Source organism: Pseudomonas sp. 13B_2.1_Bac1, from assembly GCF_025466155.1.
Taxonomy (GTDB): Bacteria; Pseudomonadota; Gammaproteobacteria; order Pseudomonadales; family Pseudomonadaceae; genus Aquipseudomonas; species Aquipseudomonas aylmerensis.
On record NZ_JANLOH010000106.1, the window covers coordinates 48,540 to 65,101 of the forward strand.

General features: G+C 62.7%; 7 protein-coding genes. 5 read left to right on the forward strand and 2 right to left on the reverse strand.

All coding sequences use genetic code 11. From position 1 onward, the window contains the following. Positions 1-99 precede the first annotated feature (99 nt). The 3 genes from NTD80_RS26485 to NTD80_RS26495 all read left to right on the forward strand — a co-directional run bounded on the left by NTD80_RS26485 (position 100) and on the right by NTD80_RS26495 (position 4,298). Complete coding sequence (locus tag NTD80_RS26485; RefSeq protein ID WP_065908656.1) at positions 100-1,320, forward strand: maltoporin; 1,221 nt, start codon at positions 100-102, stop codon at positions 1,318-1,320. A gap of 165 nt (positions 1,321-1,485) precedes the next feature. Beyond that, positions 1,486-4,017: a phosphoenolpyruvate--protein phosphotransferase gene (ptsP, locus tag NTD80_RS26490; RefSeq protein WP_262135492.1), complete on the forward strand. Its 2,532-nt coding sequence runs from the start codon at positions 1,486-1,488 to the stop codon at positions 4,015-4,017. Between the two features lie 2 nt (positions 4,018-4,019). Continuing rightward, positions 4,020-4,298 (forward strand): PTS transporter subunit EIIB, encoded by a 279-nt coding sequence (locus NTD80_RS26495; RefSeq protein ID WP_262135493.1) that lies wholly within the window; start codon positions 4,020-4,022, stop codon positions 4,296-4,298. Between the two features lie 322 nt (positions 4,299-4,620). Here NTD80_RS26495 and mltF read toward each other — a convergent pair whose 3' ends face one another. Further along, positions 4,621-6,081 (reverse strand): membrane-bound lytic murein transglycosylase MltF, encoded by a 1,461-nt coding sequence (gene mltF / locus NTD80_RS26500; RefSeq protein WP_262135495.1) that lies wholly within the window; start codon positions 6,079-6,081, stop codon positions 4,621-4,623. 287 nt (positions 6,082-6,368) lie between these two features. Between mltF and purL the strand changes: the two genes are divergently transcribed. Together purL and NTD80_RS26510 are read left to right on the forward strand one after the other, a co-directional pair. Next, entirely contained in the window at positions 6,369-10,265 is a 3,897-nt protein-coding gene (gene purL, locus NTD80_RS26505) for a phosphoribosylformylglycinamidine synthase (protein WP_262135557.1), read from the forward strand. A 4-nt stretch (positions 10,266-10,269) separates the two neighbouring features. Next, positions 10,270-10,581, forward strand: coding sequence for an NGG1p interacting factor NIF3 (locus tag NTD80_RS26510; protein WP_262135496.1), 312 nt, complete (start codon positions 10,270-10,272; stop codon positions 10,579-10,581). Positions 10,582-10,667: 86 nt separating this feature from the next. On the opposite strand, the gene NTD80_RS26515 is transcribed toward NTD80_RS26510, so the two are convergent. Then, positions 10,668-16,394 carry a membrane-targeted effector domain-containing toxin gene (locus NTD80_RS26515; RefSeq protein ID WP_262135497.1) on the reverse strand — a complete coding sequence of 1,909 codons (5,727 nt, stop codon included), beginning with the start codon at positions 16,392-16,394 and terminating at the stop codon, positions 10,668-10,670. Positions 16,395-16,562 lie beyond the last annotated feature (168 nt).

The following is a 16,562-nucleotide window of genomic DNA, read 5'->3' on the forward strand; positions in this document are numbered from 1 at the left end:
AGCGCCCTCTAGATCGCTATCGCCAGCAAGCTGGCTCCTGCAAGGGATCGTGTCGGGTAAAAAAAAGTAAGAAAACAATAAAAATAAAAGGAGCGCTGCATGAAAACAACAATAAAACTGGGCCTCGTCGCATCCTGCCTGACCCTTCCACTGGGCGCTCAGGCGCTGGAATTTGCCGGTTACTTGCGTAGCGGCGCGGGGACTTCCACGGGCAGTGGCAAACAGCAATGTTTCCAGTTGCCGGGGGCGCAAACCAAGTACCGCCTGGGCAACGAATGTGAACAATATGCGGAGCTGGAATTGCGCCAGGACCTGCTGACCCTCGACGACGGCTCTGTACTCAGCGTCGACGCCATGGCCTCGTTGTACAACAAGTACGACCGCGCGCTTAAATTCCAGGGCGAGGACAACGGCTCGGCGCGCATGCCGCAGATGTATGCGCAATGGTCGAACCTGCCCGCGCTCAACGGCGGCTCGGTGTGGGCCGGTCGGCGTTACTACAAGCGTAATGACATCCATATCTCCGACTTCTACTACTGGAACCAAAGCGCAACGGGCGGTGGCATCGAGGACGTGCTGATCGGCGACCTGAAATACAGCTACGCCATTTCGCGCAAGGACAACCTGTACCAGAAGGAATACGCCACCCGTCACGACTTCAACGTCGCGGGCTTCAAGACCAACCCCGGCGGCGAGCTGGAGCTGGGCTTGAGCTACATCGAAAAGGCCGGTGGGCGCGATACCAACAGCGGCTGGGCAATCACCGCGCAACACGTGCAGAAGCCTTTCCTCGGCGGCAAGAACAAGTTCGCCCTGCAGTACGGTGAAGGCCCCGGCACCGGCCTGGGCTACACCGGCAATACCTTCCTGGACAACAGCAGCAAAAGTTATCGCGCCGTCGAGTTTTTCGACTGGCAAGTGACCCCGCGTTTTGGCGGGCAGATCGAGGCGGTGTACCAGAAGGACATTCGCCCCGGCAGCCAGGACCAGACCTGGATGTCGGTCGGCGTGCGCCCGGCGTATGCCATCAGCGAGCAGTTCAAGCTGGTCACCGAACTCGGCCATGATCAGGTCGAGGCCAGCGGCGGCACGCGCAAGCTGAGCAAATTTACCTTCGCCCCGACCTGGTCGCCCAACGGCCCGGATTTCTGGGCGCGGCCGGAAGTGCGGTTGTATTACACCTATGCGAGCTGGAACGAAGCGGCCAAGCGTGCGGCGAATGAACTGGCGGCGGGCTCGGCGTTGTCCGATACCGGCGCCTATGGCACGGCGCGGCATGGGTCGAATGTGGGTGTGCAAGTCGAATATTGGTGGAAATAGCTCGGATTCAAGTGAGCGAGCTTTATGTGGGCGCTGGCTTGCCTGCGATAGCAACACCTCGGTCTTACTGAGAAACCGAGTCGCCGGCATCGCAGGCCAGCCAGCTCCCACATTGGACCGTCGTTCGCCCTATGATTTTTACAGAACAAAATAGCAGGTGAAGTCATGACCACAACGCAACCCTTGGAACTGCTGGCGCCCCTGTCCGGGGTGCTGCTGGCCCTGGACCGGGTACCCGACCCGGTGTTCTCCAGCCGTCTGATCGGCGACGGCCTGTGCATCGACCCGATCTCGCAGACGCTCTGCGCACCGTTGGCGGGTGTGATCAGCAATATCCAGGACAGTGGTCATGCCGTGAGCATTACCGACGACAATGGCGTCCAGGTGCTCATGCACATCGGCCTGGACACCGTGAACCTGGCGGGTCAGGGCTTCACGCGGCGGGTCGTGGAAGGCCAGCGGGTGGAGGCCGGGCAAGTGCTGATCGAGTTCGATGCCGACTATGTGGCACTCAATGCCCGCAGTCTGCTGACCTTGATGCTGGTGGTCAGCGGCGAGCCGTTTACGCTGCTGGCGGCGGACAACGGCGTGGTGGCGGTGGGGCAGCCGCTGTTGCAGGTGTCCCCAGGCGAGGCGGCTGAAGGTGCGGAGGAAGAAGAGGGCGACGCGCTGTTCTCCAAGCCGCTGACATTGCCCAATGCCAACGGCTTGCATGCGCGCCCGGCAGCCGTGTTTGCCCAGGCGGCGAAAGGTTTTGCCGCAAGCATTTACCTGCACAAGCAGACCCAGAGTGCTAACGCCAAGTCGCTGGTTGCGATCATGGCGCTGCAGACTGTGCAGGGCGATACCTTGCAGGTCAGTGCGGCGGGTGCAGACGCCGAGGCGGCGATCACGGCCTTGGTCGAGTTGCTGGCCCAGGGCTGTGGCGAGCGCGTGACGGCACCGGCTGAAGAGGTCGAGGGGGTTGCGCCAGTGTCGTCGGCGAGTGTCTTGCGCGGCGTGTGTGCGTCACCGGGTTCGGCGTTCGGCCAGGTGGTTCAAGTGGCTGAGCCCGAACTGAGCATCACTGAGCAGGGCAGCACGCAAGCTGCCGAGCGCGCCGCGTTGGCGCGGGGCCTGCAGGCGGCAACCGACGCCTTGCAAACCCTGCAAGCCAAGGCTGCCGGCAGCGCCCAGGCGCAGATCTTCGCTGCCCACCAGGAGCTGCTCGAAGACCCGACCTTACTGGAGCAAGCCCACCGCCTGCTGGACGAGGGCAAGAGCGCTGCGTTCGCCTGGAACAGCGCCACGGTAGCCACCGCCAAATTGTTCCAGGGCCTGGGCAATGCGTTGCTCGCCGAACGTGCGGCAGACCTGGCGGATGTGGGCCAGCGTGTGCTGAAACTGATCCTCGGGATCCAGGACAGTGCCTGGGACTTGCCTGAGCGCGCGATCCTGATCGCCGAGCAACTGACGCCGTCGCAAACCGCCAGTCTCGATACCCACAAGGTGCTGGGGTTTGTCACCGTTGGTGGCGGTGCGACGAGCCACGTGGCAATCCTCGCCCGCGCCCTTGGCTTGCCGGCGATCTGTGGAGTGCCCGCCCAGGTACTGGCGCTGGCCAATGGCAAGCAAGTCCTGCTGGATGCCGACAAAGGCGAGTTGCACCTGGACCCCAACCTGGCCGAGATCGAACAGCTGGAAACGGCGCGCAAGCAGCACGTCCTGCGACGCCAGCGTGAAGTGGCGCAGGCCTCGTTGCCCGCGATCACCCGCGACGGCCATCATGTTGAAGTCACTGCCAACGTCGCCTCGCTGCAGGAAGTGGAGCAGTCCCTGACCCTGGGGGGCGAAGGCGTCGGCCTGCTGCGTTCGGAATTCCTCTACCTGGATCGCAATCGCGCGCCCAGCCCGGATGAGCAGGCGGCGACCTACAGTGCCATCGCCCGCGCCTTGGGCCCGCAGCGCAACCTGGTGGTGCGCACCCTGGATGTCGGCGGCGACAAACCGCTGGCGTACGTGCCGATGGACAGCGAGACCAACCCGTTCCTCGGCCTGCGCGGGATTCGCCTGTGCCTGGAGCGCCCGGAGCTGTTGCGCGAGCAGTTTCGCGCGATCCTCGCGAGTGCCGGGCTGACACGCCTGCATATCATGTTGCCGATGGTCAGCCTGCTGTCGGAGCTGCTGGCGGCACGCCGCATTCTTGAAGAAGAAGCGCTGGCGCTGGGGCTCAGCGAGTTGCCGAAGCTGGGCATCATGATCGAAGTACCGTCGGCGGCGCTGATGGCGGACGTGTTTGCGCCGCACGTGGATTTTTTCTCGATCGGCACCAATGACCTGACCCAGTACACCCTGGCCATGGACCGCGATCACCCACGCCTGGCCAGCCAGGCCGACAGCTTTCACCCGGCCGTGCTGCGCCTGATCGCGACCACCGTCACGGCGGCGCATGCCCATGGCAAGTGGGTCGGGGTGTGTGGCGCGCTGGCGTCCGAAGCACTGGCGGTGCCGGTGTTGATCGGGCTTGGCGTGGATGAATTGTCGGTCAGCGTGCCGCTGATCCCGACCATCAAGGCCGGTGTGCGTGAGCTGGACCTGGACGGCTGCCAGACCCTCGCCCGCCACGTGCTGGGCCTGGAGGAAGCCAGCCAGGTGCGCGAGGCTGTGCGCCGGTATCGCGCGGCCACTGTTGAAATCTCACCTGTCGTGGAGCACTGAGCATGTTCGAGAAATTGCAGCGGGCGTTCTGGAAAGCCCTGACCCCGGATCTGATCGCCGAAACCGTGGTGGCGCCAGTACCAAGTGGGTTGTCGGCCGAGGTGCTGAGTGCACTGGGCGGCGCGGATAACCTCAAGTCGCAACAGCGCGTGGCGCTGACGCGGGTGCGCGTGCAGCTGCAGGACGCGGGACGATTGGATGAGTCGGCGTTGAAGGCGGCGGGTGTGCCGGCAGTGATGGTATTGAGCGGCGGCGTCGTGCATCTGCTCACTGGCCTCTGAAGCCAGGGGCAGATCAAAAATGTGGGAACGGGCTTGCTCGCGAAGAGGCAGTGCCAGTCACTGAAGGTAGCGACTGGCACACCGCTTTCGCGGGCAAGCCCGCTCCCACAGTTTTGATCGTTGTTCGGGCTTGCGATTCGGGGCGCCGCACCGGCATTTGAGCGGTCTGATCAACCCGGTTCCAACCTTGGAATACCTGCAAAATGTGGGAGCTGGCTTGCCTGCGATAGCGGTGGGTCAGCCACTACCTTCAGCGACTGACACACCGCTTTCGCGAGCAAGCCCGCTCCCACATTGGTTTTGTGGTGTTTGGGGGAGTGGCTTACAGCTGCGGGGTTTCTTCCGGCGGCTTGGTCTTGTCGACGCCCGGTACATGCAGGTTGCCTTCGACCACCTGGTTGCCTTCCAGCTGCGGCTGGGTCACCCAGGTGAGGATGTCGTAGTAGCGCCGGATGTTCGCCACGAAGTGCACCGGCTCGCCGCCCCGCGCATAGCCGTAGCGGGTCTTGCTGTACCACTGCTTCTGCGCCAGGCGCGGCAGCATTTTCTTCACGTCCAGCCACTTGTTCGGGTTCAGGCCTTCTTTCTTCGCCAGCAGGCGCGCGTCGTCCAGGTGCCCGGTGCCGACGTTATAGGCGGCGAGGGCGAACCAGGTGCGATCCGGCTCGGCGATGCTGTCGTCCAGCTCATCCTTGATCTTGGCCAGGTACTTGGCGCCGCCCATGATGCTTTGCTTGGCGTCCAGGCGGTTAGACACGCCCATCGCCTGGGCGGTGTTCTGGGTCAGCATCATCAGGCCACGCACGCCGGTCTTGGAGGTGACCGCCGGTTGCCACAGGGATTCCTGATAGCCAATGGCAGCCAACAGGCGCCAGTCGACCTTTTCTTCCTTGGCGTAGGTGCGAAAGTGCTTTTCGTACTTGGGCAGGCGCTGCTGCAAATGCTGGGCGAAGGTGTAGGCGCCGACATAGCCGAGTACATCAACGTGCCCGTAATAGCGGTCTTTCAAGCGCTGCAGGGTGCCGTTCTTCTCGACCTTGTCCAGGTAGCTGTTGATCTCGTTGAGCAGGCTGTTGTCGTCGCCGGCGGCCACGGCCCAGCTCTGGTTGCTGGCATTGCCGAGGTCGAATGCCACGCGCACGTTGGGGAAGTACACCTGGTTCATCGCGACTTCGTTGGAGTCCACCAGGGTCAGGTCGATTTGCCCCTCGTCGACCATGCGCAGCAGGTCGACTACTTCAACGGCGTCGGATTCTTCGTATTCAATCGCAGGATTCTGCTTTTTCAGCTCCGCCAGTTGTTCGGCGTGGGTGCTGCCCTTGAGCACCATGATCTTCTTGCCCACCAGGTCCGCCGCGTTGGTCGGGCGTGACTGGCCATTGCGGTAGATGATCTGCGGGGTTACCTCCAGGTAAGGGTGGGAGAAACGCACCTGCTGCTGGCGCTGCTCGCTGCTGACCAGTCCGGCGGCGGCGAGCACCGGACCGTTGGGTTTGCCCAACTGGCCGAACAGGTCATCGAGGTTGTCGGCGGTCTCGATCTCCAGTTTCACGCCCAGGTCATCGGCAAAGCGCTTGACCAGTTCGTATTCGAAACCGGTTTCACCGTTGCGGTCCTGGAAATAAGTCGCCGGGCTGTTCCGGGTGATCACCCGCAATACGCCATCCTCCTTGATTCGCTCGAGCGTGCTGGGTTTATCAACACAGGCGCTGAGCATCAGGAAGAGTCCGGTTGCGATGAGCCATTTGGCGCATCGCGGGCGCAAAGCAGTAGGGGAGAACATCTGCGCAGTATACGCAAACGGCCCACGGCGCCATATCTCGACAGCATGGGACTTGTCTGCTAGCGCCGGCAAAACTGTGCTGCAGCCCGCAGAAACGTGGCCTGGCAGCCGATTGTGACGGTTAAAATAACTGCTCCGAATACCCGGGAAAACGCCCCGATACCGTGCAAACCGTGCCAACTGACGTCCGGCAGCGGCCACTGGTGCCGTTTCGGGTGCCGTTGGCGATGGTTTACGCTAGAATGCACGGCCTCAAAGCACACCCCCTTCCCGAGGCTGTCCCGAAGATGTTGATCCTGCGCGGCGCTCCTGCCCTTTCTGCCTTTCGCCACAGCAAACTCCTTGAGCAACTGAGCCAGAAGGTTCCAGCTGTTACAGGCTTGTATGCTGAATTTGCTCACTTCGCCGACGTTACCGGCGTCTTGACCGCCGACGAACAGCAAGTGCTCGCACGCCTTCTGAAGTACGGCCCCAGCGTTCCCGTTCAAGAGCCGACCGGCCGCTTGTTCCTGGTTCTGCCACGGTTCGGCACCATCTCGCCCTGGTCGAGCAAGGCCAGCGACATCGCCCGCAACTGCGGCCTGGAGAAAATCCAGCGCCTGGAACGCGGTATTGCCTTCTATGTAGCGGGGCAGTTCAGCGATGCCGAGGCCGAGCTGATCGCCAGCAGCCTGCACGACCGCATGACCCAGATCATCGTCAGCCAGCTGGAACAGGCCGCCGGTCTGTTCAGCCACGCCGAGCCCAAGCCGCTGACCGCGATTGACGTGCTTGGCGGTGGCCGCGCGGCCCTCGAGAAGGCCAACACCGAACTCGGCCTGGCCCTGGCCGAAGACGAGATCGACTACCTGGTCAACGCCTTCAACGGCTTGAAGCGCAACCCGCACGACATCGAACTGATGATGTTCGCCCAGGCCAACTCCGAGCATTGCCGTCACAAGATCTTCAACGCCAGTTGGGATATCGACGGCGAGAGCCAGGAAAAAAGCCTGTTCGGCATGATCAAGAACACCTACGTGATGCACAGCGAAGGCGTTCTGTCGGCTTACAAGGACAACGCCTCGGTGATCGTCGGCTCCGTTGCCGGCCGTTTCTTCCCGGACCCTGAGACCCGCCAGTACGGCGCGGTGCAGGAGCCGGTGCACATCCTGATGAAGGTTGAAACCCACAACCACCCGACCGCGATTGCCCCGTTCCCAGGCGCAGCCACCGGTTCCGGCGGCGAGATCCGTGACGAAGGTGCAACCGGCCGTGGCGCCAAGCCCAAGGCTGGCCTGACCGGCTTCACCGTGTCCAACCTGCAGATCCCGGGCTTCGAACAGCCGTGGGAAGTGCCGTACGGCAAGCCTGAGCGCATCGTTACCGCGCTGGACATCATGATCGAAGGCCCGCTGGGCGGCGCCGCGTTCAACAACGAATTCGGGCGTCCGGCGCTGACCGGTTACTTCCGTACCTTCGAACAATCCATCACCACTCCGCGTGGCGATGAAGTGCGCGGCTACCACAAGCCGATCATGTTGGCCGGCGGCATGGGCAACATCCGTGAAGAACACGTCAAGAAAGGCGAGATCCTGGTCGGCTCCAAGCTGATCGTGCTCGGCGGCCCGGCGATGCTGATCGGCCTGGGTGGCGGCGCCGCTTCCTCCATGGCCACCGGCACCAGCTCGGCAGACCTGGATTTTGCTTCCGTGCAGCGTGAAAACCCTGAGATGGAGCGTCGCTGCCAGGAAGTCATCGACCGTTGCTGGCAGTTGGGTGACAAGAACCCGATCAGCTTCATCCATGACGTCGGCGCCGGCGGTTTGTCCAACGCTTTCCCGGAACTGGTCAACGATGGCGACCGCGGCGGCCGTTTCGAACTGCGCAACATTCCAAACGACGAGCCGGGCATGGCCCCGCACGAAATCTGGAGCAACGAATCCCAGGAACGCTACGTGCTGGCCGTCGGCGCCGAAGACTTCGCACGCTTCCAGGCCATCTGCGAACGCGAGCGCTGCCCGTTTGCCGTGGTCGGCGAAGCCACTGCCGAGCCGCAACTGACCGTCACCGACAGCCACTTCGGCAACAGTCCGGTCGACATGCCGCTCGAGGTGCTGCTGGGCAAAGCCCCGCGCATGCACCGTTCGGCGGTACGTGAAGCCGAGCTGGGCGATGATTTCGACCCAAGCACCCTCGACCTGGCCGACAGCATCGAACGTGTGCTGCACCACCCGGCCGTGGCGAGCAAAAGCTTCCTGATCACCATCGGCGACCGCACCATCACCGGCCTGGTGGCCCGTGACCAAATGGTCGGCCCGTGGCAGGTTCCCGTGGCCGACGTTGCCGTCACCGCCACCAGTTTCGACGTCTACACCGGCGAAGCCATGGCCATGGGCGAGCGTACGCCGCTGGCCCTGCTGGACGCCCCGGCGTCGGGCCGCATGGCCATTGGTGAAACCCTCACCAACATCGCAGCCTCGCGCATCGGCAAGCTGTCCGACATCAAATTGTCGGCCAACTGGATGTCCGCTGCTGGTCACCCGGGTGAAGACGCGCGTCTTTACGACACCGTAAAAGCGGTCGGCATGGAGCTGTGCCCTGAGCTGGGCATCACCATTCCGGTGGGCAAGGACTCGATGTCCATGGCCACCCGTTGGAACGATGAAGGCGTGGACAAGAGCGTCACCTCGCCGCTGTCGCTGATCGTCACCGGTTTCGCCCCGGTCACCGACATTCGCCAGACCCTGACCCCGCAACTGCGCATGGACAAGGGCACCACCGATCTGATCCTGATCGACCTCGGCCGTGGCCAGAACCGCATGGGCGCCTCGATCCTCGCACAAACCCACGGCAAGCTCGGCAAGCAGGCGCCGGACGTCGACGATGCCGAAGACCTCAAGGCCTTCTTCGCCGTGATCCAGGGCCTCAACGCCGATGGCCACCTGCTGGCTTACCACGACCGTTCCGACGGCGGCCTGCTGACCAGCGTGGTCGAGATGGCGTTTGCCGGTCACTGCGGCCTGAACATCGTGCTCGACAGCGTTGCCGAGGATGCTGCCGAAATCAACGGCATCCTGTTCAACGAAGAGTTGGGTGCGGTGATCCAGGTGCGCCAGGACGCAACCCCGGACGTACTCGCACAGTTCAGCGCCGCTGGCCTGGACGACTGCGTGGCGGTGATCGGCCAGCCGATCAACAACGGCGAGATCAACATCTCGTTCAATGGCGACACCGTGTTTGCCGGCCAGCGCCGCTTGCTGCAACGCCAGTGGGCCGAGACCAGCTACCAGATCCAACGCCTGCGCGATAACGCCGACTGCGCCGAGCAGGAATTCGACGTGATCCTGGAAGAAGACAACCCGGGCCTGAGCACCAAGCTCAGCTTCGACGTCAACCAGGACATCGCCGCGCCGTACATCAAGAAAGGCATCCGCCCACAAGTTGCCGTGCTGCGTGAGCAGGGCGTCAACGGCCAGGTGGAAATGGCGGCCGCGTTCGACCGTGCCGGCTTCAATGCGATCGACGTGCACATGAGCGATATCCTCGCCGGTCGCGTTGACCTCAACGAGTTCAAAGGCCTGGTGGCCTGCGGCGGTTTCTCCTACGGCGACGTGCTGGGTGCCGGTGAAGGCTGGGCCAAGTCGGCCCTGTTCAACAGCCGTGCCCGCGACGCCTTCCAGGGCTTCTTCGAACGCAACGACAGCTTCACCCTGGGTGTGTGCAACGGTTGCCAGATGATGTCCAACCTCCACGAGCTGATCCCGGGCAGCGAGTTCTGGCCGCACTTCGTGCGTAACCGTTCCGAGCAGTTCGAAGCCCGTGTTGCGATGGTGCAGGTGCAGGAATCCAACTCGATCTTCCTGCAGGGCATGGCCGGTTCGCGCATGCCAATCGCCATCGCCCACGGTGAAGGCCACGCCGAGTTCGAAAGCGAAGAAGCCTTGCTCGAAGCCGACCTGTCCGGTTGCGTGGCCATGCGTTTCGTCGACAACCACGGCAAGGTCACCGAGACCTACCCGGCCAACCCGAACGGCTCGCCGCGCGGGATCACCGGTCTCACCAGCCGTGACGGTCGCGTGACCATCATGATGCCGCACCCTGAGCGTGTGTTCCGTGCCGTGCAGAACTCGTGGCGCCCGGAAGAGTGGAACGAAGACGGCGCCTGGATGCGCATGTTCCGCAACGCGCGCGTGTGGGTGAACTAAGGCGGTGTACAAGCTTGCCTTCTTTGTGCCCGACAGCCATGTAGAGACGGTGAAAACCGCCGTCTGCGCAGCCGGTGGCGGGCGCATCGGCGACTACGACAGCTGCGCCTGGCAAGTGCTGGGCCAGGGCCAATTTCGCGCGTTGGACGGCAGCCAGCCGTTTATCGGGCAAGTCGGCCAGGTGGAAGTGGTTGAGGAATGGAAGGTTGAGCTGGTGGTGGCGGATGAGCTGATTGTGGCCGTTGTGGCCGCGCTGAAGCTCAGCCACCCCTATGAAACACCGGCTTATGAAGTGTGGCAGTTGGCGGATTTCTGATCGGCCGCCTGTCCTGACAAGAAACCCGCTGGGCCAGGTTGGCCAGCGGGTTTTTTGTGAGCGGTCAATCAGACGGGGTCAGCACTTTACGGTGCGGGAATTAACCCCACTTCAACCCGCAACGCATCGATCAATATGTTTTCGTAGCTGAAGCGCTTGCCTTGCATCGGCTCCCAGCGGTCGACATAAAACAGCCCATTGTGGTCGACCTTGATCGGCGTCGACACGATCTCTCCACTGCGGGAGCGATGCAGCAGGTTGTTCTGTGAAGGCGACGGGCGTTCAATCAGGAACAGGCCCGCTCGATTCAAGCGCGACCTGTCCACGGGCACGAACGGTGCGGGCGCTTGGATACCGGTGATGCCCGCGTCTAGGATGAAGTCGCTGCGCAGGGCTTTCCTGTTGGGGTTCATCCCCTCGACAAAAGACTCCCAGGTGCCCGGGCGAATGTTCTTGGCCAGTGCCGGGGCGGTGTCCCTGACATGCAGGCTGACCGCGCCTTGCAGTTCCGCCAGGCCGGGTACCCCCAGGTGCGTGTTGGTGTGGGCACTGCCAACGAAGGCGACCCATTTATGAGGTCCGTGCGCCGCCTGGTCGGCCGCGATGACCTTGGACGCAAAGTAGCTGAACATCTGATTGCGGGAGACGTCCGTGTCCCCCAGCCCCTTGAGGTTGTAACTGGCGACGCAGTCCAGGGCCCGAATGCGCATGCCGTGCCTGGCTGCCCTCTGGACAACTTCTGTATAGGTATTGCTGCCTCTGTAGCCGTGCATATGACCCTGATCGAGCACGGTGAGGTAGCGCTTGAGGTCGTCCGGAAGCCGTTGCGTACTCAAGAACAGATCCAGTTGTGCCTGGTGCATATCGGTCAGCAGGTGCTCCACGTACAACGTCTTGAATTCCAGCGCCTTGAGGTTGCCCATAAAGTCGCGCAGCCACCGCTTGCTGGATTGAGCGTTATGGCCTTCTCCGAGTACCAGCCCGGAGAACTCGCTCTGGTGGATGGTCTCCAGGAACGCCTCCGGGGTCTTCGGCGAAGCCAGGGTGGAGGGATCTGGCCGAGTTGGCGGCACGTGGGTGCCCAGGTAATTTTGTGCATCTGCACTCAGCCGGTCTCTGGCGTTCTGGAAAGCCTGGAACGCTTCGCGATGGCTCGGATTCTGCGGGAAGTAGCGGGTGTCGAGGCCATGCCGTCCCGCGGCCTGTTGGGCGATGCTCTCCGTCAAAGCGGGGGCAATGTCGTATTCGCTGTAATGCGTTGCGGCGGCCGGTACGGCGCTGGATGACGCGGCGACCTCAGTCGCGGTGTACGGGGTCTGCAGGGTCAGGCGGTAATCGCCCTTGGCCAGCGGGTCACCGGCGACGGCGCCCGGTGTGTCGATCCACAGCCCTGCTGGCTGATCCGGACCCACATCGACGACGCGCAGGGCGACGGCGTCCTGCAGGTCTGCCAGGCCAGGTGTGCCCTCGAATGTGCGCATGCGCGAGTGATCCACCAGGGCCACCCAACGTGCATCCTGCTCGTTCAGGGCATCGGCCTTGATGACCTTGTCGGAATAGAAATTTCTTACACGGTTGCTGCGTGGCAGGGTCGGCGGGGTGTCGCCCATCTGCAGGGCATCGTCCAGCAGGTAAGACGTGGAGGCGTCGAGGGCGTTGACCTTCATTCCCTTTTCCTGGGCCTTGCGCACCAGGGCGACGTAGGAATACTCGGCATCCTTGGCGAAACCCAAGGATTTATCCACAGCCTTGAGGTGCTTTTCGATGTGTTGCCAGGATTTGCCGCTGTTGAGCTTCTGCAGTTTCGAGCGGAAGACATCGGTGGGCAGGTACTCGATGTACAGGTGTTTGAAGCCTTTGCTGATCAGGGTATCCATCTGGTCGATCAGCAGTTGCTTGCTGGCAATGGAGCCGGGTATCGCGCCAATCACCAGGTTCTTGCTGGTGCTGAAAGCGTCGCTGGCGACCAGTTGCGAGAACGGCGTACTGGCCTCGATCGCCGAGGGTTCGACGCGCACGGGCAGCGCGTCGAGGTTCTTGAAAAAAGCCTCGGCATCGGTAGCCAGGCGTTTGGCTTGCTGCAGGTAGGTTGTGCGCAGGGGTTGGAGGTCTTTGGCGGCACTCTCCATAATCAGGTTCCGTGAGCCGAAATCCCATTCAGATCGCAGCAGCATCCCTTCGCGCACATCCGGGTTGAGGACCAACTCCAGTTTGCTGGTGTACTGCGCCGGAACCTCGTAGGGCAGGAGCTGTTCCGGTGCCTCGGGCAATTTTTCGTATTTGGGCGCGCCACCGATGACCCCGGTACGACGCCACACGCCTTGCGCGTCAGGGGCGGCCAAGCGAGTGGTGGAGACCAGCTTGCCGGTGGCCGTGTCGAGCCGATAGAGCAGATAGCGGCCGATCGGGTCCGGGGTGTTTTTCGCCCACAAGGCCTCACCGTCAAACAGCACGGCTTGCATGTTCTCCAGCACCAGCGGCCTGGGTTGCAGGGGTTCGACCAGGTTCAACAGCTCGCTCGGCAACGCCGGGCTTTTGGCCGCCTGGCGCAGGCTCGGACGTGCAAGCTGTTTGAGGGACGCGAGGGCGGGGCGCAGGTCGGTGAATGCTGCGCCGGCGCTGTTGAGCATGTAACCGATCAAGTGCTCTACGGCAGCTTGGTTGTCACCCTGCTGATAGGCGTTCAAGGCCAACATGCCGTCCTTGAATGCCAACAACATGCCCAGGCTCAGGCTGAGGGTCGGGAACGGTGCAGTGGCGACGGCGGTGACCCACTCCACGCAGCTCCACAGAATGCCGCTGATCATCCGAGTGCGGTTGGTCGTGGTGCCTTCAACATCGTCGATCTTGCGCTGCAGTGGCATGTCATACAGGGCTCGGCGCAGATCCTGCAGTGGCTTTTCCTCGCGGGTCGAGTCATAGCGTGGCGGGCTGATGTCGGTCCGGTTCAGATCCTCGGGCAGCTGTGCCTTGGCGGCATCCAGGAAGGCACGCACCCTGTCCTGGGATTGGGCACCCACCCGCAGGGTGAAATAACCGACCGTGCCGGGGACTTTTTTCAGCAGGTAGTTGAACTGTCCGGCCTCGCGAAAGCTGATCCCATCCGGTGCATTGGGGGTGTAGAGCACTGTCGGGAAACTGGCGTGGCTGAAGAGGAAATTGCCCTGCACCCACTCTCCGTCCAGCAGCAGGCGGTGGATGGCATAAGTGGTGCGCGTGGCGGGGACGGTTTCGCCCATGCTGGCGATACTGCGTTCCAGCCATGCCCAATCACTTCCGGCGATATCCCCCTGCAGGCGGCATTCAAGGCCGGCGTTCTGCATCTGGCGTTGAGTGATAGCCAAGGTCGCGTTGCGGCGCAGGTCATAGTCCGCACTGCCGACGTTAAGCAGTTGGGCCTTGACCTTGTCGATGTAGCGTTCGCCGACCCAGGTGCCCGTCACCGAGCGCGCCACCGCTTGCGCCGTGAGCAGGCTCAGGTCGATGCCTTTTGGGCCTTTGAATTGGGCCGAGCGCGAAAATTTCTCGTCGAGAAAACCCACGCCGTCGGCGTAACCGTCGCGGTACAGCTGGGTGTAGGTCATGGGCGCAGGGGTCGATGAGCCTATCAATGCAGGGGGCGAGAAGGCCCACACAGTGTCAGGGTCCACATCGTTGCCGCTACGTCTCAACAGTCGGTTCAGGCGCTGTTTGGCCTGCTCATGCAGATAGTCGTTGAAGCTTTGGAACTGCGTGTCAGACAGCGCAAACTCATTGTAGGTGAGCAGCGCGCCTTCGCTGTCTTCCACCAGCTTCAATAGCTTCTGGCGAGTGTCGATGCTGGTGGAGCGGAACCAGTTCGGTGTGCTGAATTCATAGTCATCGACCCGCGTGGCCAGCACATGCGCGGCCATGGCCTTGAGGCACGCGGCGTGGCTGCCGATATGGCCGAAGCTGATTTCTTTGTATTCCTGCGCGTGCGGCTTGAAGCTCAGGCCGGTCAATACGCGTTTCATTGCCGCGCGAAAACGCAGCGCGACCCGCTTGATCAGGTAGTCGGTGAGGGTGCCTGGCGGTTGACGCGTGCCGTTATCCAGGCTCCAGCCAAGGATATGATTCTGGCACTCGACCTCACTGTTGAACGCCAGGAATTGCTGCTCTCGAGGCGCCTGCGGCGTGCACAGCAGCAGGCGGGTCACGGCACCGCTGGCGTCGGTTTTGCGCAGCACCCACAGATCCTGCAACTGCGCTTCATGCAGCGACAGCGTGGCGGCGCTGAGGCGGGGGGCGTTGCCCTGGCGCAGGTCGCAGACCAGCGCGTAGTCCTCGTCACTGAGATGCCCCTGCAGCACGGCGGTGTAGGCCAGTGCGTTGATGCGCTGGTCGAGCATCCGTTCGATTGCCTGGCTGACGGCCGGTTTGGCATGCATCTGTCGTTGCAGGTCGGCGAACTCGATGCGCGGCTGCAACGTGCCCAGCGTCTGCACCAGCCAGGCAGGTGTCAGGTCCCGGTAGGCCTCGGGCAGTGGTGCGCCGTGATAGGTCAGGGTGGTTTTGCTGAGGAAGTCCGAGTCTGCCAGTGCGTCGCCGGTTTGCAGCCCGCGCAGGGCGAGGTCGATCAGGCTGCGCTCGTGTTCGTATTCGCCGATGGGATCGACATAGCGCCGGGTGCTGATCACCAGGTCCTGTGGCGCCAGGTCGTGGATGTCCAGTTCATCGCTCAAGCGTTCGAGCCATTGGTAGCGCGCCAGGTCTTCAGGTGTGGTGACCGGGCCCAGCAGATCGAGCAGTTGCTCGCGGGCCTCGTTGTAACTTGCCAGATGAGTGGCGAGCGTGGCGCGGCGGGTGTCGCTGGCGCTGCGATACCAGTCCGGCGCGCTCTGGCGCAGATGGCGCTCCAGGAGCTGTCGGGCGCGCCATGCCAGGCGTGCGCTGAAGTCCGGTAACGCTGCGGTGATGGCACGGTCCAGTGCAGCGATCAGTTGGACGGCGTCGTGGGTCGGATTGTCCTCCAGGCTCAAGGCGCGCTCGATGTCCTGGGTGCGCTTGTCGATCAGCGCGTCATAGGTATGTTCAAACAGCGGTTTGTCACTGATCGGCGTCAGCGCCAGCGGCCAGATCGCCCCCGGCGTGATATCGCCATAGCGCGCGGGCAGCAGGTGCATGAAGGCGCGCCGTTGTTCGGCATCGTCCATCGCCTGCAGCCATTGGCTGTTCAACTGCGCCAGTGAGCCGAAGCACTCGATGCCGCGCGCAGGGGTGTACAGCATCACTTCGCCCACCGGCGGCGCAGATGTCAGGTCGGCGACCTGCGGGCTGGATTTTTCCGTCAGCACAAAGGCGCCCGCCAGTTCGACGGTGCGTTGCTGGTAGCTGAAGCTCAACGCATACAAGCCTGGACGCAACGTGATACCCAGCGGCACACGCTCAAGCATGGCCTGTTGCTGCGGATGCAACAGGCGGTCCTCGGCACTCAGCGCCGTTTCGTTGACCAGCGCCGTGTACCCGGCTTCAAACGTCATGAAGGATTTGCGCGCCTTGCCATCGATTTGCTCATAGCGGTCGAGGTGCAGCAGGTGAGCGTTCAGCGTGGTCTTGAGCGCCGACACTTGAGTGGGCAGATCGCTCGACGCCAGTCCTTGATAGAGGGGCCGGCTCTTGGCCAGGAACTGCTGGCGGTAATCCGTCAGGATCCGATTGATGCGCTCCAGATAAGCCAGGGCTGCGGACGGCGTGTGTTCGGGGACTAACGGCGACTCGACCTGGAGCAGGTGATGCCCGATCTGGTTGAGGTGGCCCTTGATGCCTTCAAAGGTCTGGGGTGTGGTGCTCACAGGCACGCTCTCCATGCTGGGGGTAAGAATCCCCAGCATGCGCAGGCGGGCAGTTGATCAGGCGGTAGATAACTAGCGCAGGCAGGTGCCGACACATCCTGATGACTTGCCCGGTGTTCATGGATAGCGCGGCGGGTTGAACACAGCGAGGCTCGGAAATTTCCCACA

What these genes read in the sequence shown, in the direction of transcription:
- NTD80_RS26495 (WP_262135493.1), top strand. Translation starts at nt 4,020, where the DNA reads ATGTTCGAGAAATTGCAGCGGGCGTTCTGGAAAGCCCTGACCCCGGAT.
- purL (WP_262135557.1), top strand. Translation starts at nt 6,369, where the DNA reads ATGTTGATCCTGCGCGGCGCTCCTGCCCTTTCTGCCTTTCGCCACAGC.
- ptsP (WP_262135492.1), top strand. Translation starts at nt 1,486, where the DNA reads ATGACCACAACGCAACCCTTGGAACTGCTGGCGCCCCTGTCCGGGGTG.
- mltF (WP_262135495.1), bottom strand. Translation starts at nt 6,081, where the DNA reads ATGTTCTCCCCTACTGCTTTGCGCCCGCGATGCGCCAAATGGCTCATC.
- NTD80_RS26485 (WP_065908656.1), top strand. Translation starts at nt 100, where the DNA reads ATGAAAACAACAATAAAACTGGGCCTCGTCGCATCCTGCCTGACCCTT.